This window comes from Streptomyces microflavus (genome assembly GCF_014650075.1).
In the GTDB taxonomy this organism is placed as follows: Bacteria; Actinomycetota; Actinomycetes; order Streptomycetales; family Streptomycetaceae; genus Streptomyces; species Streptomyces microflavus.
The window spans coordinates 148105-164162 of record NZ_BMUG01000002.1 but is presented as its reverse complement, the minus strand read 5'-3'; the positions used below and the strand labels follow the sequence as shown (position 1 = coordinate 164162).

Below are 16058 nucleotides of genomic sequence, written 5' to 3'. Positions count from 1 at the left end.
CCGGTGCGGAAGACGGCACGGCAGACGGTGCGGAAGACCCCGTGGCAGACGGTGCGGAAGGCGGCACGGCAAACGCCACAGCGAAACGACACAGCGATGTGAGGCGCCTACGTTCTCATTCGCCGGACAGGCATGCAGGCCTTGGCCTAAGCTGCTCTCAACTGTCACAGCAGTCCGGTTCCGTATCAACCCCCCTGCAGCCCCATGCACCTCTTCTGGTCATTCTTCTCCCGGCCGACGTACAGGTGAATCGCACATCGCGGCGCTCCCGAAAACGCCCCGTGTGTCACTGAACGTCCGTTGCCATTCGGGTGTACTGTCCCGTTTTCGCGGAGTTAGTCGCGCATGTCTTCCCCTCACTCCCCTGGGTGATCTGCCGCATACGCATAGTCCGTTCGGACCATTCAAGATTGGGCCCGAAGGGGGTGTTGTGCTGTCCCCACCTTCCGTAACGTCCTCAACTGGCAGCGGTGAATATGCCGCTACCGCCGTGGGGGAGCCTCGATTCGGGAGAGGACGGCGCCGGCATGGGCTGGGTAACCGACTGGAGTGCGCAGGCAGCCTGCCGCACTACCGATCCGGATGAACTGTTCGTACAAGGGGCAGCGCAGAACAGGGCCAAGGCGGTGTGCACCGGATGCCCGGTGCGGACCGAGTGCCTGGCCGACGCGCTGGACAATCGCGTCGAGTTCGGCGTGTGGGGTGGGATGACGGAGCGGGAGCGCCGCGCACTGCTGCGTCGCCGGCCCACCGTCACGTCGTGGCGTCGTCTGCTGGAGACCGCACGCAGTGAGTACGAGCGGTCCACCGGCATTCTGCCCGCGGTGATCGGGCTGGAGGACGACGAACTGCACGAGACGTACGCCGCTGTGGGGTAGGTCGCTCCGGCAGGGCACCCCAGGAGGGTGCCGCGGGAGGATGTTGCGGGAGGTCTACGCCGCTCCGGCCGGAGCCGGGGCGGAGCCGGTCGCGAGGCGGTCGCCGATGGCCCGCAGGCCGTCCAGGTCGTGCACATCGCCGGGCAGTGCGGCCACCGCGGTCACCGGGACCTCGGGGTGCAGCTCGGTGAAGCGGTCGCGTGTGTGCTGTTCGCGGGCGACGACCTGCATGCGCTCGGCGTGCAGACGCAGCAGACCTGCCGTCAGTTCGTCGACGTGCAAGGGCTGAGGAGGCTGCAGAGGTGCTTCGGCAGTGCCGACGATGTCGGGGGTGCCGTCGGTCGTGTTCTTCGCGTGCGGCTCGTGCGTGTCCTCGTGATCCTGGTCCTCGGTGTTCTTGTACGGGGTCCGGTGCTCGGTCTCGTGCTCTTGCTCGTGCTCGGGGGAGAGCGACGGCGCGGTGGCTGCGGGGTCGGTGACCGCCGGGTCGGGGGCCTCCTGGTCACCAAAGCCAGCCTTCCCGGCCGTCTGATCCACAATGCGGGCGTCGTCAAGATTTTCTGCGGCGGCCAGAGCCTGCTCGGCGGAGAGCCGGGAAGCCTCGCTGCCGTGCGCCCGGTTGAGGACGAGACCGGCCAGCGGCATGTCCTCCGCCGCCAGCCGCTCCACGAAGTAGGCGGCCTCACGCAGTGCGTCCCGCTCCGGGGTCGCGACCACGAGGAATGCCGTACCAGGGGCCTGGAGCAGCTTGTACGTGGCGTCCGCGCGGCTTCGGAAGCCGCCGAACATGGTGTCCATCGCGGCGACGAACGTCTGCACGTCCCGCAGGAACTGACCGCCGAGCAGCTTGCCCAGCGTTCCGGTCATCATCGACATACCGACATTGAGGAACTTCATCCCGGCCCGGCCGCCCACCTTCGCGGGCGCCATCAGCAGGCGGATGAACTTCCCGTCCAGGAACGAGCCGAGCCGTTTCGGAGCGTCGAGGAAGTCCAGTGCGGAGCGTGAGGGCGGGGTGTCGACGATGATCAGGTCCCACTCGTCGCGCGCCCGCAGCTGGCCGAGCTTCTCCATCGCCATGTACTCCTGCGTACCGGCGAACCCGGAGGACAGGGACTGGTAGAAGGGGTTCTCCAGGATCGCGCGGGCCCTGTCCGCGTCCGCGTGTGCCTCCACGGTCTCGTCGAAGGTCCGCTTCATGTCGAGCATCATGGCGTGCAGTTCGCCCTCGCCGCCGATGCCGTCGACCCGGCGCGGGACGTTGTCCAGCTGGTCGATGCCCATGGACTGCGCGAGCCGGCGGGCAGGGTCGATGGTGAGGACGACGGCCTTCCGGCCGCGCTCGGCCGCCCGTACGCCGAGGGCGGCGGCCGTCGTGGTCTTGCCGACGCCGCCGGAGCCGCAGCAGACGATGATCCGGATGCCCGGGTCGTCGAGCAGCGCGTCGGTGTCCAGCCCGGGGGCCGGCTCCGGGATGTGGTCCATGGTCTGCGTCATGTGTCCGCCCCTTCGCCTACGCCCTGTTTACGGAGCTCCGCGGCCAGGTCGTGCAGCGCGCCGAGGTCCACTCCGTCGCCGAACAGCGGGAGCTCGGCCGTCGGCAGCCCGAGCCCGGCCAGCACGGCGCGCTGCTCGCGCTCCAGGCCGACGCGCTGGGCGTGTTCGGCCGCCTGCTCGATCAGGGGCCGTACGAGGGCGGCGGAGCCCGTCACCCCGGCGCGGGTCAGCGTCTTGGCGATCTCCTTGCGGCGCCCGCTCGCGGCGGTGCGCAGGGTCTCCTCGTCGACCAGGTGCGGGCGCACCATGTTCACGATGACGCGGCCCACGGGGAGGTCGGCGGCGCGCAGTTCGGCGATGCCGTCGGCGGTCTCCTGGACCGGCATCTCCTCCAGGAGGGTCACCAGGTGCACCGCGGTCTGCGGGGACTTCAGGACCCGCATCACGGCCTGGGCCTGGTTGTGTATCGGGCCGATCCTGGCCAGCCCCGCGACCTCGTCGTTGACGTTCAGGAAGCGCGTGATGCGGCCGGTCGGAGGCGCGTCCATGATCACGTAGTCGTAGACGAACCGGCCCTGCTTGTCCTTGCGGCGTACGGCTTCGCACGCCTTGCCGGTCAGCAGGACGTCCCGGACCCCGGGCGCGATGGTGGTGGCGAAGTCGATCGCGCCGAGCTTCTTGAGCGCCCGGCCCGCGCTGCCGAGCTTGTAGAACATCTGGAGGTAGTCGAGGAGCGCCAGCTCGGCGTCGATCGCCAGCGCGTGCACCTCGCCGCCGCCCGGCGCGACGGCGATCTTGTGCTCCTCATAGGGAAGCGCGTCGGAATCGAAGAGCTGGGCGATGCCCTGTCTGCCCTCGACCTCGACGAGGAGGGTGCGCCTGCCCTCGGTCGCGAGGGCGAGCGCGAGGGCGGCGGCGACCGTGGTCTTACCGGTACCACCCTTGCCGCTGACGACCTGGAACCTGCTCACGTATTCGAGCCTAACCAGTCCGGCCCCGGGCTACGCACGGGACCTTGGGTGCCAGGCGTTACAGTCGGGCCCATGACCAAGTGGGAATACGCGACCGTGCCCCTTCTCGTGCACGCGACCAAGCAGATTCTGGACACCTGGGGCGAGGACGGCTGGGAGCTGGTCCAGGTCGTTCCCGGCCCGAACAACCCCGAGCAGCTCGTGGCCTACCTGAAGCGGGAGAAGGCGTAGTGGCGGGCGCCGTCGAGGCGCGGCTCGCCGAGCTCGGCCTGACCCTGCCCGCCGTCGTGCCGCCGCTGGCCTCGTACCAGCCGGCCGTGCAGTCCGGGGTGTACGTGTACACCTCGGGCCAGCTCCCGATGGTGGACGGCAAGCTCGCCGTCACCGGCAAGGTCGGCGCCGAGGTGACGCCGGACGAGGCGAAGGAGCTCGCGAGGACCTGCGCGCTCAACGCCCTGGCCGCCGTGAAGTCGGTCGCCGGTGATCTGGACCGGATCAAGCGCGTGGTGAAGGTCGTGGGCTTCGTCGCCTCGGCATCCGACTTCACCGGGCAGCCCGCCGTGATCAACGGTGCGAGCGAGCTGCTGGGCGCGGCCCTGGGCGACAAGGGGGTGCACGCACGCAGCGCCGTGGGCGTCGCCGTGCTGCCGCTGGACGCCCCGGTCGAGGTCGAGGTCCAGGTCGAGCTCGTCGAGGCCTGAGCCCGTACGAACCCTCTCGACGCCTGAGCCGTACGAAGCCTCTCGACGTTACTTTCCGATCCCGTCCGGTCCCGCGACCGGGCGGGATCGCGTGTGTACGGGAGATGCGCGTGTACGGGAGGTGCGCGTGTTGCCGGGACATGTCGGGCCCCGGCGATGATCACGGAAGCTCTCGAACATCGGCGCGGTTCCGGATAGCCTCCGGCCATGTCCCAAGGTCAGTGGTACCCCCCGGAATGGCCCGACCGGATCCGGGCCCTCGCCGCCGGTGAGCTGACGGCCGTGACTCCCCGGCGGGCCGCCACCGTGATGCTGCTCCGCGATCCGGGAGCCGAGGGCGGCCCGGGAGCGAAGGGCGGCCCGGGTGGTCCTGTCGTGCACATGCTGCGCCGGCGGACCTCCATGGCATTCGCCGGAGGCGCGTACGCCTATCCGGGTGGCGGAGTGGATCCGCGCGACGACGACCGGCTGATCGGGTGGGCCGGACCCTCCTTGGAGCACTGGGCCGGCCGGCTCGGCGTGGCGACGGTCACCGAGGCGCAGGCCATCGTCTGCGCGGCGGTGCGCGAGACCTTCGAGGAGGCGGGCGTCCTGCTCGCCGGGGAAACCGCCGGGACGGTGGTCGGCGACACCACCGGGGCCGACTGGGAGGCCGACCGCGAGGCGCTGGTCGCCCGCGACCTGTCCTTCGCGGAGTTCCTGGACCGGCGCGGGCTGCTGCTCCGCTCGGACCTGCTGGGTGCCTGGGCCCGCTGGATCACCCCGGAGTTCGAACCGAGGCGGTACGACACCTGGTTCTTCGTCGCCGCGCTGCCCGAAGGGCAGCGCACCCGGGCCGTCTCCACCGAGGCGGACCGCACGGTGTGGATCGCCCCGGCGGAGGCGGCCCGCCGCTATGACCTGGGCGAGCTGCTGATGATGCCGCCCACCGTGTCGACCCTGCGGGCCCTGACGCCGTTCAGGACGGCCGCCGAGGCGCTCGGGGCAGCGGACGTCCAGGACATGACTCCCGTACTCGCGCAGGCCCGTCTGGAGGGGGATGAGCTGGTGCTGAGCTGGCCGGGGCACGACGAGTTCACCAAGCACGTACCCACGGCGGGCGAGAACGGCGGTGCGGGATGAGCGACGCAGCCGCCCTCCCGGGGCAGCCACGCGGAAGCGTGGCCTCCGGGCCCGCGACCGCCCGTACGGTCAACGTCCTCGCGCCGAACCCGTCCGCGATGACGCTCGACGGCACGAACACCTGGATCGTCGCCGAGCCCGGCTCCGGGCTCGCGGTCGTCATCGACCCGGGGCCGCTCGACGACGGTCACCTGAAGGCCGTGATCGACGCGGTGGAGCGGTCCGGGCGCCGCGTGGCCCTTACTTTGCTCACGCACGGCCATCCTGATCACGCGGAGGGCGCGGGGCGGTTCGCCGAGCTGACGCGGACGAAGGTACGGGCTTTGGATCCAGTGCTGCGGCTGGGGGACGAGGGCCTCGGGGCGGGCGATGTGATCACCACCGGCGGCCTGGAACTGCGCGTGGTCCCGACGCCGGGCCACACCGCCGACTCGCTCTCGTTCCATCTGCCCGCGGACCGGGCGGTGCTGACGGGCGACACGATCCTCGGCCGCGGTACGACGGTGGTCGCGCACCCGGACGGGCGGCTCGGCGACTACCTGGACTCGCTCAGGCGGCTGCGCTCCCTGACGGTCGACGACGGCGTGCACACGGTGCTGCCGGGCCACGGGCCGGTCCTGGAGGACGCGCAGGGGGCCGTGGAGTTCTACCTGGCCCATCGCGCGCACCGGCTGGCCCAGGTCGAGACGGCGGTGGAGGCGGGGCACCGCACGCCGTCGGACGTGGTGGCCCGGGTGTATGCCGACGTGGACCGCTCCCTGTGGCCGGCCGCCGAGCTGTCGGTACGGGCGCAGCTGGAGTACCTCGCCGGACACGGCCTCATCTGAAGCGGCCCGCGTGAACGGACAGCGCCCGCGTGAACGTAGAGGGAGCCGGGTGAACGGAAGGGCCCCGCGCCGACCGGAGTACGTCAGGTCGGCGGCGGGGCCTTCGCGTCAGGTCACATCACGCGGTCAGCGCGAACGCTTCGCGAGGCGCTCCACGTCCAGCAGGATGACCGCACGGGCCTCCAGCCGCAGCCAGCCGCGGCCCGCGAAGTCCGCGAGGGCCTTGTTGACCGTCTCGCGGGAGGCGCCGACCAGCTGGGCCAGCTCCTCCTGGGTGAGGTCGTGAACGACGTGGATGCCTTCCTCCGACTGGACGCCGAAGCGGCGCGACAGGTCCAGGAGGGCACGGGCGACACGGCCCGGCACGTCGGAGAAGACCAGGTCGGACATCTGGTCGTTGGTCTTGCGCAGGCGGCGGGCGACCGCGCGCAGCAGCGCGGTGGCGACCTCGGGCCGTGCGTTGAGCCAGGGCTGCAGGTCGCCGTGGCCGAGGCCGAGGAGCTTGACCTCGGTCAGCGCGGAGGCGGTCGCCGTACGCGGGCCGGGGTCGAAGAGCGAGAGCTCACCGATCAGCTCGCCGGGGCCGAGCACGGCCAGCATGTTCTCGCGCCCGTCGGGCGAGGTGCGGTGGAGCTTCACCTTGCCCTCGGTGACCACGTACAGGCGGTCACCCTGGTCGCCCTCGTGGAAAAGCGCGTCGCCGCGCGCGAGGGTCACCTCACTCATCGAGGCGCGGAGCTCCGCGGCCTGCTCATCATCGAGCGCCGCGAAAAGCGGGGCGCGCCGCAGAACGTCGTCCACGAGTTCTCTCCTTGTCGGCCTGTTCAGGGAACCGTGGTCCCCATCATGCCGGACGGTAAAACAGTGCGATCAATCACAAACCAGTTTGACGCACGGGAGTGCCGGTCCCTACGGCAGGGGGCCGATCGGGGGTGGATACGCGGTGACCGGGGCGGTTGTCAGTGGCTGGCTCTAGGCTGGCCGGGTGTCCAGAATGCCGGGGAGAGCGCAGGCCGAGGGGGCTGATGGGGTGTCGGAGCAGCGCGATTCTGCTGTGGGCGAACACTCCCCGGTTCGCCCGGAGAGTGCCGCAAATGGCTCCCCCGGAGGGCCGGGGAAGCCGGTCCGGAAGTCGGCCAGGAGGTCCGCAGTGACATCGTCAAAGTCCGGAACGACGCCCGAGACCCCCAGGGCCTCGACCGCGTCGAAGGCGGCCAACAGGGCAGCGAAGGCACCGAAGGCACCCAAGGCGGCAAAGGAACTCAAGGCAGCCAAGGTTCCCAAGGCCGAATCGCACCTCGCGCTGGTCCGCCGCGCCCGACGGATCAACCGCGAGCTCGCCGAGGTCTATCCGTACGCCCACCCCGAGCTGGACTTCCGCAACCCCTTCGAGCTGCTCGTCGCCACGGTCCTCTCCGCCCAGACCACCGACCTGAGGGTCAACCAGACCACCCCCGCGCTCTTCGCCGCCTACCCGACCCCCGAGGACATGGCGGCGGCCGTTCCGGAGGAGATGGAGGAGCTGATCCGGCCGACCGGCTTCTTCCGGGCCAAGACCAAGTCGCTCCTGGGCCTCTCCGCCGCCCTGAGGGACGACTTCGGCGGTGAGGTCCCCGGCCGGCTGGAGGACCTGGTCAAGCTGCCCGGGGTCGGCCGCAAGACCGCCAACGTCGTGCTGGGCAACGCCTTCGGCGTCCCCGGCATCACCGTGGACACGCACTTCGGGCGGCTGGTCCGGCGCTGGAAGTGGACGGACGAGGAGGACCCGGTGAAGGTCGAGGCGGTGATCGCCGGCATCTTCCCGAAGAGCGAGTGGACGATGCTCTCGCACCGGGTGATCTTCCACGGCCGCCGCATCTGCCACTCCCGGAAACCGGCCTGCGGCGCCTGCCCCATCGCCCCGCTCTGCCCTTCGTACGGTGAGGGGGAGACCGACCCGGAGAAGGCCGCGAAGCTGCTGAAGTACGAGATGGGCGGCTACCCGGGCCAGCGGCTCAGCCCGCCCGCCGACTTCCCGGGCAAACCGGCCCCCGCACTGGGAGCCGCATGAGGGAACGCCGCATCGAGCACTCTCCCGAGAGACGACACCCCTCCTGAGAGAAGACAGCCCCCGAGAACGACGACAGCCCTCCCGAGAACGACGAAATGGCTCGGAACGAAATGGCCGACGACAGGCGTTGTGAAACAAGGGGGGTGCCGATGACGCACACGCACACGGACACACACGCGGACACGGACGCGGATACGCATGCGGCGATCGACGTGACCACGGCGGGCCTGCCCGCCTGGCTCGACCCCGTGGCCCAGGCTGCCCGCAGCGTCCGCCCGCAGCAGCTCAGCCGCTTCCTGCCGCCCGAGAGCGGGGCGGGGAGGCAGTCCGCCGTCCTGATCCTCTTCGGCGACGGCCCGCGCGGCCCCGAGCTGCTGCTGATGGAGCGCTCCGGCACCCTGCGCTCGCACCCCGGGCAGCCGTCCTTCCCCGGCGGCTCCCTCGACCCCGAGGACGGCGACCAGGCCACGACGGGGCCGCTGCGGGCCGCGCTGCGCGAGGCCGAGGAGGAGACCGGTCTCGACCCCCGGGGCGTCCAGCTCTTCGGCGTACTGCCCCGGCTGTACATCCCCGTGAGCAGCTTCGTCGTGACGCCCGTCCTCGGCTGGTGGCGTGCGCCCAGCCCGGTCGGGGTGGTCGATCCGGCCGAGACGGCCCGGGTCTTCACCGTTCCCGTGGCGGATCTCACGGATCCGGCCAACCGGGCCACCGCCGTACATCCGAGCGGCCACAGCGGCCCGGCCTTTCTGGTCGAATCGGCCCTGGTCTGGGGATTCACGGCCGGAGTGATCGACCGGATCCTGCACTACGCGGGCTGGGAACGCCCGTGGGACAGGGCGAGACAGGTGCCGCTCGACTGGCGCGCATGACACGCTGGCTGTCCTGCTGCGCTGTACCGGGCCCGGCCCGGACCCCGTCACCCCCGACGGGCCAGGTGACGAAACTGCGAGGCTATCGACGGTGAACGTGCTGGACATCCTGCTGCTGCTCGCCGCCGTATGGTTCGCGGTCATCGGCTATCGACAGGGTTTCGTCGTCGGCATCCTGTCGGTGATCGGCTTCCTCGCCGGCGGTCTCGTCGCCGTATATCTGCTGCCGATCATCTGGGACCGGGTGACCGAGGGGGCCGAGGTCTCCACCGCGACGGCCATCGGCGCGGTCGTCATCGTGATCATCTGCGCCTCGGTCGGCCAGGCCTTCACCACCCACCTGGGCAACAAGCTCCGCCGGTACATCACCTGGTCGCCCGCCCGCGCGCTGGACGCCACCGGCGGTGCCCTGGTCAATGTGGTGGCCATGCTGCTGGTCGCCTGGCTGATCGCCCTGCCGCTGGCCCGCACCTCGCTGCCGACCCTCGGCAAGGAGGTCCGCAACTCCTCGGTCCTGCTGGGGATCTCCCGGGTGATGCCCCAACAGGCGCCGCCGTGGTTCGAGGACTTCTCCTCCGCCCTCGCGCAGAACGGCTTCCCGCAGGTCTTCAGCCCCTTCGACAACGAGCCGATCACCAACGTCGAGCCCCCGGACCCGGCGCTGGCGGGCAGCCCGGTCGCCGCCCGCGCCAAGAAGTCGATCGTCAAGGTCGTGGGTACGGCACCGAGCTGCGGCAAGGTCCTCGAAGGCACCGGCTTCGTCTTCTCCGACCGCCGCGTGATGACCAACGCCCATGTCGTCGGCGGCGTCGAGGAGCCGACCGTCCAGATCGGCGGCGAAGGCCGGCTGTACGACGCGAAGGTCGTCCTCTACGACTGGCAGCGCGACATCGCGGTGCTGGACGTCCCCGATCTGAAGGCCACCCCGCTGGAGTTCACCGGCGACGACGCGCGGACCGGCGACAGCGCGATCGTCGCGGGCTTCCCGGAGAACGGCGCCTACGACGTACGCTCCGCCCGGGTCCGCGCCCGTATCGACGCCAACGGCCCCGACATCTACCAGCGGGGCACCGTCCTGCGCGACGTCTACTCGCTCTACGCGACCGTGCGCCAGGGCAACTCGGGCGGCCCGCTGCTCACTCCGGACGGAAAGGTGTACGGAGTGGTGTTCGCCAAGTCGCTCGACGACCCGGACACCGGCTACGCGCTGACGGCCGACGAGATCCGCGAGGACATCGAGATCGGCCGCACGGCGAACCAGCAGGTCGACAGCCAGGGCTGCGCCCTCTGAGGCCCGCCCGGGATATCCGTGAGCGATGAAGACCCCCGCCGGTCAGCGCATGCGGACCGGCGGGGGCGGGGTGTCAGAAGAGATCAGCTACGGGGGTGGCGCAGCCGCGCCGAGACCCAGCGGGCCCGACGGCGGAGGATGCGCGGAATCCCGAGCCGGTGATGATGAAGGTCCTGCACATCGTGCACCCGGCCCCGGGGGCCGCCCCCCTCATGAGTGCTCGCACCTGCTGTCGCGGTGGAGCGGCGGTTGCGTGCTTCGTCAGTGAAGTCGTGCGTCCAGCCCATACCCCGACGTCTGCCCGTGACCCAAGGTCGGTAATCGTGCGCGAGTCAGCCAATTGGCTTATGCGGCAGGCAAGTGGCTGTTCGTCGGACAGGCGTGCCCCTGGTGGGTGCGCGGCTACCGGTCGGGCTCAGGATCCTTGAGCCAGTTGATGAGTTCGGTGGAGAAGGCGATCGGATCCTCCTCGTGGGGGAAGTGACCGACACCGTCGAAAAGTCGCCACCGGTAGGGCGCCTCGACGTACTCGCCCGACCCCGCCGAACTCCGGGTCCTGACCGCCGGATCGAGCGATCCGTGCAGATGCAGGGTGGGCACGCGCACGGGCCGCTTCATCCGCCGGTTGAACTGGACCCCGTCCGGACGAGCCATCGAACGGACCATCCAGCGGTACGGCTCGATCGAGCAGTGCGCCGTCGAGGGGATGCTCATGGCCCGCCGGTAGACGGCCAGGGTCTCCTCGTCGGGGAAGTCCGGGGTCCGGGGCCCGGCCCAGTCCTGGACCAGCTTTCCCACCAGGGCCGCGTCGTCCGCGACGAGCTGACGCTCCGGCAGCCAGGGGCGCTGGAAGCCCCAGATGTACGAGCCCGCCCGCGACTGCGCGAAGTCGGACAGCATCGAGGAGCGCCAGCGGCGCGGGTGGGGCATGGACGAGACGGCGAGCCGGCGCACCAGCTTGGGCCGCATCACGGCGGCCGTCCAGGCGAGGTAGCCGCCCAGGTCGTGGCCGACGAGGGCCGCGTCCGGCTCACCGAGGGAGCGGATCACCCCGGTGACGTCGAGCGCCAGGTTGGCGGGGTCGTAGCCGCGCGGGGTCCGGTCGCTGCCGCCCACCCCGCGCAGGTCCATGGCGACGGCCCGGAAGCCCGCTTCGGCGAGCGCGGGCAGCTGGTGGCGCCAGGTCCACCAGAACTGCGGGAACCCGTGCAGAAGGAGGACCAGGGGCCCCTCGCCCATCTCGGCGATGTGGAACCGTGCACCGTTGGCGGCCACATCGCGGTGGGTCCAGGGGCCGTCGAGCCGTACAGGTCCTCCGGCGCCGGCCTGACCCGTGGAAGCGGAACGGCCGTCGCCCGAGGAGAGGCGGCCGGCCGGGCTCGTCGAGGAGCCCGCCGGGCCGGCCGAACCCTGCGGGCTCGCCGAACCCGCAGGGCCGAATGCGCTGGAATCGGGAACCGTCATGTGGACGAGCGTGCCACAGAGGCGGCCTTGTCCTTACCGGGGAGGCTCTCGACGCCCGTACCCGCCGCGAGGCTGGAGCCGGAGCGCTTGAGGATCGCGTCGGCCTCGATGGCCGGGCGGGGGTGCGGCTTCGCCTTCTGCAGGACGGCGGCGGTCTGCTTGGCGGAGGCGATGGACTTCTCCGGCGGCTTGACCTTCTTGAACTTCAGCCAGCCGATCAGCCCGAGCAGCGCCGCCAGGAGGACGAAGCCGCCCGCCACGATCAGGAACGACCAGGCCAGGCCCAGGCCCAGGTTGTGGATGCCGTACGCGGCGGCGAAGCTCAGCATCGGCATCGTGAACAGAAGCAGTACGCCCGCGACGATGAACGCCACGCTGCCGATCACCCCGCGCTTGACGTCCTGGCGTACCTCCGCCTTCGCCAGGGCGATCTCGTCGTGCACCAGCGCGGACATCTCGGCCGTCGCCGAGGCGACCAGCTGCCCGATGCTGCGGTCCGCGCTGCCCACGTAGTTGCCGGGGTCGCTCATCCCTGACTCCCTCTCCGTCTTCGACACATCCGATGTCAGATCATGCCGGACTGTCCGGCTTGTTGCTCGCTGCCCCCGCCCGTTCGGCGAGACGGCGGTGCTCGGCCGCCTTCTCCTCGTGGATCGCGGCCATCCGCAGGTGGTACCCCGGATCGTCCTGTTCATAGACGTCGGGGACCCCGGATGCGTCCTCGTCCCGCTCCTCGGCCTCGTACAGCTCGCGGTATCTGCGTACCCGGAGTTTCAGCAGTACACCGGAGAGTACGGCCGCGATCAGTGATCCGAGCAGTACGGCGGCCTTGATCTCGTTGACCGTGTCCGCGTCGCCCGCGAAGGACAGCTCGCCGATGAGCAGCGAGACGGTGAACCCGATGCCGGCGAGTGAGGCGACCGCGAAGACATCCGCCCAGGCCAGGTCCTTGTTCAGCTCCGCCTTGGTGAAGCGGGCGGCGAGGTAGGTGCCGCCGAAGATGCCGACGGTCTTGCCGACGACGAGCCCGAGGACGACGCCGAGGGTCTCGGGCCGCGTGAAGACGCCCGCCAGCGCCTCGCCCTTGAGGGAGACCCCGGCGGAGAAGAGGGCGAAGAGCGGAACGGCGATGCCTGCGGAGAGCGGCCGGACCAGGTGCTCGATGTGTTCACCGGGCGAGCGCGTCTCGCCCTCGCGCCGGGTGCAGCGCAGCATCAGCCCCATGGCGACACCGGCGATGGTGGCGTGGACGCCGCTGTTGTACATCAGGCCCCAGATGACCAGGGCGAGCGGTACGTAGACGTACCAGCCCCGGACGCCGAGGCGGAGCAGCAGGTGGAAGAGCGCCAGACCGACGGCGGCCCCGCCGAGGGCCAGGAAGTCGAGGTCGTCGGTGAAGAACACCGCGATGATCAGGATGGCGAAGAGGTCGTCGACGACGGCGAGTGTGAGCAGGAAGGCGCGCAGGGCGGAGGGCAGGGAGGTGCCGATCACGGCGAGAACGGCGAGCGCGAAGGCGATGTCGGTGGCCGTGGGAACGGCCCAGCCGTCCAGGGAACCGCCGCCCACGACATTGGTGAGCGTGTAGACGAGCGCGGGCACCGCCATGCCGCACAGGGCCGCCACGATCGGGAGGGCGGCCGCCCTGGGGTCGCGGAGCTGGCCGGCGACCATTTCCCGTTTGAGTTCGGCGCCCACGACGAAGAAGAAGACCGCGAGCAGCCCGTCCGCCGCCCAGTGCGTCACGGAGAGGTCCAGGCCGAGCGAGGCGGGTCCGAAATGGAAGCCGCTGACGTCCGCGTACGAGCCTTCGAAGGTGTTCGCCCAGATCAGGGCGGTGACAGCGGCGGCCAGCAGGATCAGGCCGCCGACCGTTTCGGTGCGGAGCGCCTCCGCCACGTAATTGCGCTCGGGGAGGGTGAGCCTGCCGAGCAGGGTGTGCCGGGGCGGCGTGGGGGTGGGCGGGGCAGGGGTGGGCGGTGCCACGAGGGGGAACCTCCGGGTGGGGAACGGCATGATGCCATGGCTGATGACCGTGCCGACCAGACTTCCCGGCGCCCCTGTGAGATTTTTTCGCCACTACGGCGGTGTCGTGCCGCTATCACGTCACTGGCGGCACGCCCCTCACTGTACGGGAGCGCCGATGGGCACCCGGCGCGTCGCCGGATGCCCATCGGAGCCGTACGAAAAAAGCCTGTCCGGTCTCAGTCCTCCGAGGACGAGGACGGCAGCTGGGTGGTGATCAGGTCCATCACCGAGGAGTCGGTGAGCGTGGTGACATCGCCCAGCTCGCGGTTCTCGGCGACATCGCGCAGCAGGCGGCGCATGATCTTGCCGGAGCGGGTCTTGGGCAGCTCGGCCACCGGCAGCACCCGCTTGGGCTTCGCGATCGGGCCGAGGGTCGTCCCGACGTGGTTGCGAAGCTCCGCGACCAGCTCGTCGGACGCGGTCGCCGTGCCGCGCAGGATCACGAACGCGACGATGGCCTGGCCCGTCGTCTCGTCGTTCGCACCGACCACGGCTGCCTCGGCGACGGACGGGTGGGAGACGAGGGCGGATTCGACCTCGGTGGTCGAGATGTTGTGGCCCGACACGAGCATGACGTCGTCGACCCGGCCGAGCAGCCAGATGTCGCCGTCCTCATCCTTCTTGGCACCGTCGCCCGCGAAGTACTTGCCCTCGAAGCGCGACCAGTAGGTGTCGAGGAACCGCTGGTCGTCGCCCCAGATGGTGCGGAGCATGGAGGGCCAGGGCTCGGTGAGGACGAGGTAGCCGCCTCCGCCGTTCGGCACCTCGTTGGCGTCGTCGTCCACGACGGTGGCGGCGATTCCCGGCAGGGCGCGCTGGGCGCTGCCCGGCTTGGTCGCGGTCACGCCCGGCAGCGGCGCGATCATCATGGCGCCGGTCTCGGTCTGCCACCAGGTGTCCACGATCGGGCACTTGTCGGCGCCGATGTGCTTGCGGTACCACATCCACGCCTCGGGGTTGATCGGCTCACCGACCGAACCGAGGATGCGCAGGGACGACAGGTCGAACTTGGCGGGGATGTCGTCCCCCCACTTCATGAACGTACGGATCGCGGTCGGCGCCGTGTAGAGGATCGTGACGCCGTACTTCTGCACGATCTCCCAGAAGCGGCCCTGGTGCGGGGTGTCGGGCGTGCCCTCGTACATGACCTGGGTCGCGCCGTTGGCCAGCGGCCCGTAGACGATGTACGAGTGTCCGGTGACCCAGCCGACATCGGCGGTGCACCAGTAGACATCGGTCTCCGGCTTGAGGTCGAAGACCGCGTGGTGCGTGTACGCCGCCTGGGTGAGGTAGCCGCCGGAGGTGTGCAGGATGCCCTTCGGCTTCCCGGTGGTGCCCGAGGTGTAGAGGATGAAGAGCGGCTGCTCCGCCTCGAAGGCCTCGGGGGTGTGCTCGGCGGACTGCCGGGCGGTGATCTCGTGCCACCAGACGTCGCGGCCCTCGGTCCAGGCGGTGTCCTGACCGGTGCGGCGGACGACGAGGACGTGCTCGACGCTCTTGATACGGGAGACGGCGTCGTCGACCGCCGGCTTGAGCGCGGAGGGCTTGCCCCGGCGGTAGCCGCCGTCGGCCGTGATGACGACCTTGGCGTCCGCGTCCTGGATGCGGGTGGCGATGGCGTCGGCGGAGAAGCCGCCGAAGACCACCGAGTGCGTGGCGCCGATGCGGGCGCAGGCCAGCATCGCGACGGCGGCCTCGGGGATCATCGGCAGATAGACGGCGACCCGGTCGCCCTTGCTGACACCGAGTTCGGTCAGCGCGTTGGCGGCGCGGGAGACCTCGTCCTTCAGCTCCGCGTAGGTGATGGCGCGGCTGTCGCCGGGCTCGCCCTCGAAGTGGATGGCGACCCGGTCGCCGTTTCCGGCCTCGACGTGGCGGTCCACGCAGTTGTACGCGACGTTCAGCTTGCCGTCCGCGAACCACTTCGCGAAGGGCGGATTGCTCCAGTCGAGGGTCTCGGTCGGCTCGGTGGCCCACGTCAGGCGGCGGGCCTGCTCGGCCCAGAAGCCCAGCCGGTCCGCCTCGGCCTGCTCGTACGCCTCTGCGGTGACGTTGGCGTTGGCGGCCAGCTCGGCAGGCGGAGCGAATTTTCGCTCTTCCCGAAGCAGGTTGGCCAGGCTCTCGTTGCTCACGACTTCTCCCAGTCCCAGGGTGTCCGTTGTGTCCCGGGGCATAGCTCATCAGGCGCGAGGCCGGGTGACAAGTGTCTGCCGGGAATTGGTTTAGACCTGTGTCTTCGTGTATGGAAGCATGATCCCGCTCCGCTGGTCAGGACGGCTTTACGACGCGTGTGCACGACGTGTGGCGCAAAGTCGCCCTGCAGCTCGCTGCCGTGCCGTGCAGCGCGGAGCGGGGTCACC

Annotated in this window: 16 protein-coding genes; 8 read left to right on the top strand and 8 right to left on the bottom strand. The window is 70.4% G+C overall.

The window, feature by feature from the left end:
• Positions 1–527: 527 nt before the first annotated feature.
• On the top strand, positions 528–878 hold the full coding sequence (locus IE264_RS05760) for a WhiB family transcriptional regulator (protein WP_015609457.1): 351 nt from the start codon (positions 528–530) through the stop codon (positions 876–878).
• Between the two features lie 54 nt (positions 879–932).
• Here IE264_RS05760 and bagB read toward each other — a convergent pair whose 3' ends face one another.
• Entirely contained in the window at positions 933–2375 is a 1443-nt protein-coding gene (gene bagB / locus IE264_RS05755) for an ATPase BagB (RefSeq protein ID WP_106973123.1), read from the bottom strand.
• Positions 2372–3346, bottom strand: coding sequence for an ATPase BagA (bagA, locus tag IE264_RS05750; RefSeq protein WP_015609455.1), 975 nt, complete (start codon positions 3344–3346; stop codon positions 2372–2374). The genes bagB and bagA overlap by 4 nt, the downstream gene beginning before the upstream one ends.
• Before the next feature lie 72 nt (positions 3347–3418).
• Between bagA and sp36 the strand changes: the two genes are divergently transcribed.
• The 4 genes from sp36 (at position 3419) to IE264_RS05730 (ending at position 5996) form a co-directional block, all read left to right on the top strand.
• Positions 3419–3577, top strand: a complete 159-nt coding sequence (sp36, locus tag IE264_RS05745) for a Sp36 family protein (RefSeq protein ID WP_003967454.1) — start codon at positions 3419–3421, stop codon at positions 3575–3577.
• Positions 3577–4047: a RidA family protein gene (locus tag IE264_RS05740; protein ID WP_015609454.1), complete on the top strand. Its 471-nt coding sequence runs from the start codon at positions 3577–3579 to the stop codon at positions 4045–4047. The genes sp36 and IE264_RS05740 overlap by 1 nt, the downstream gene beginning before the upstream one ends.
• A gap of 207 nt (positions 4048–4254) precedes the next feature.
• Positions 4255–5169 (top strand): NUDIX hydrolase, encoded by a 915-nt coding sequence (locus tag IE264_RS05735; protein WP_015609453.1) that lies wholly within the window; start codon positions 4255–4257, stop codon positions 5167–5169.
• Positions 5166–5996, top strand: coding sequence for an MBL fold metallo-hydrolase (locus IE264_RS05730; protein ID WP_015609452.1), 831 nt, complete (start codon positions 5166–5168; stop codon positions 5994–5996). Before IE264_RS05735 ends, IE264_RS05730 begins: the two co-directional genes overlap by 4 nt.
• A gap of 126 nt (positions 5997–6122) precedes the next feature.
• Here the strand turns inward: IE264_RS05730 and IE264_RS05725 are convergent, their stop codons facing one another.
• On the bottom strand, positions 6123–6797 hold the full coding sequence (locus IE264_RS05725; RefSeq protein WP_003967450.1) for a Crp/Fnr family transcriptional regulator: 675 nt from the start codon (positions 6795–6797) through the stop codon (positions 6123–6125).
• A gap of 349 nt (positions 6798–7146) precedes the next feature.
• Between IE264_RS05725 and nth the strand changes: the two genes are divergently transcribed.
• The 3 genes from nth to IE264_RS05710 all read left to right on the top strand — a co-directional run bounded on the left by nth (position 7147) and on the right by IE264_RS05710 (position 10206).
• Complete coding sequence (gene nth / locus IE264_RS05720; RefSeq protein WP_229887416.1) at positions 7147–8046, top strand: endonuclease III; 900 nt, start codon at positions 7147–7149, stop codon at positions 8044–8046.
• A gap of 149 nt (positions 8047–8195) precedes the next feature.
• Positions 8196–8915: an NUDIX hydrolase gene (locus IE264_RS05715; RefSeq protein WP_032758731.1), complete on the top strand. Its 720-nt coding sequence runs from the start codon at positions 8196–8198 to the stop codon at positions 8913–8915.
• Between the two features lie 91 nt (positions 8916–9006).
• The gene (locus IE264_RS05710) at positions 9007–10206 is read left to right on the top strand and encodes a MarP family serine protease (RefSeq protein WP_015609449.1); all 1200 of its coding nucleotides are present in this window, start codon (positions 9007–9009) and stop codon (positions 10204–10206) included.
• Positions 10207–10289: 83 nt separating this feature from the next.
• On the opposite strand, the gene IE264_RS37855 is transcribed toward IE264_RS05710, so the two are convergent.
• The 5 genes from IE264_RS37855 to acs all read right to left on the bottom strand — a co-directional run bounded on the left by IE264_RS37855 (position 10290) and on the right by acs (position 15872).
• Entirely contained in the window at positions 10290–10493 is a 204-nt protein-coding gene (locus IE264_RS37855; protein WP_078618687.1) for a hypothetical protein, read from the bottom strand.
• 115 nt (positions 10494–10608) lie between these two features.
• Positions 10609–11670, bottom strand: coding sequence for an alpha/beta fold hydrolase (locus IE264_RS05705; RefSeq protein WP_015609448.1), 1062 nt, complete (start codon positions 11668–11670; stop codon positions 10609–10611).
• Positions 11667–12200 (bottom strand): phage holin family protein, encoded by a 534-nt coding sequence (locus IE264_RS05700; RefSeq protein WP_015609447.1) that lies wholly within the window; start codon positions 12198–12200, stop codon positions 11667–11669. Before IE264_RS05700 ends, IE264_RS05705 begins: the two co-directional genes overlap by 4 nt.
• Positions 12201–12240: 40 nt before the next feature.
• Positions 12241–13686: a Na+/H+ antiporter NhaA gene (gene nhaA / locus IE264_RS05695; RefSeq protein WP_078657537.1), complete on the bottom strand. Its 1446-nt coding sequence runs from the start codon at positions 13684–13686 to the stop codon at positions 12241–12243.
• A 188-nt stretch (positions 13687–13874) separates the two neighbouring features.
• Complete coding sequence (gene acs / locus IE264_RS05690; RefSeq protein WP_032758729.1) at positions 13875–15872, bottom strand: acetate--CoA ligase; 1998 nt, start codon at positions 15870–15872, stop codon at positions 13875–13877.
• Between the last annotated feature and the right edge of the window lie 186 nt (positions 15873–16058).

Excerpts from the sequence above, each read along its gene's own strand:
- IE264_RS05760 (WP_015609457.1), top strand. The coding sequence starts at position 528 with ATGGGCTGGGTAACCGACTGGAGTGCGCAGGCAGCCTGCCGCACTACC.
- bagB (WP_106973123.1), bottom strand. The coding sequence starts at position 2,375 with ATGACGCAGACCATGGACCACATCCCGGAGCCGGCCCCCGGGCTGGAC.
- sp36 (WP_003967454.1), top strand. The coding sequence starts at position 3,419 with ATGACCAAGTGGGAATACGCGACCGTGCCCCTTCTCGTGCACGCGACC.
- IE264_RS05735 (WP_015609453.1), top strand. The coding sequence starts at position 4,255 with ATGTCCCAAGGTCAGTGGTACCCCCCGGAATGGCCCGACCGGATCCGG.
- IE264_RS05730 (WP_015609452.1), top strand. The coding sequence starts at position 5,166 with ATGAGCGACGCAGCCGCCCTCCCGGGGCAGCCACGCGGAAGCGTGGCC.
- IE264_RS05715 (WP_032758731.1), top strand. The coding sequence starts at position 8,196 with ATGACGCACACGCACACGGACACACACGCGGACACGGACGCGGATACG.
- IE264_RS37855 (WP_078618687.1), bottom strand. The coding sequence starts at position 10,493 with ATGGGCTGGACGCACGACTTCACTGACGAAGCACGCAACCGCCGCTCC.
- IE264_RS05705 (WP_015609448.1), bottom strand. The coding sequence starts at position 11,670 with ATGACGGTTCCCGATTCCAGCGCATTCGGCCCTGCGGGTTCGGCGAGC.
- IE264_RS05700 (WP_015609447.1), bottom strand. The coding sequence starts at position 12,200 with ATGAGCGACCCCGGCAACTACGTGGGCAGCGCGGACCGCAGCATCGGG.
- nhaA (WP_078657537.1), bottom strand. The coding sequence starts at position 13,686 with ATGCCGTTCCCCACCCGGAGGTTCCCCCTCGTGGCACCGCCCACCCCT.
- acs (WP_032758729.1), bottom strand. The coding sequence starts at position 15,872 with ATGCCCCGGGACACAACGGACACCCTGGGACTGGGAGAAGTCGTGAGC.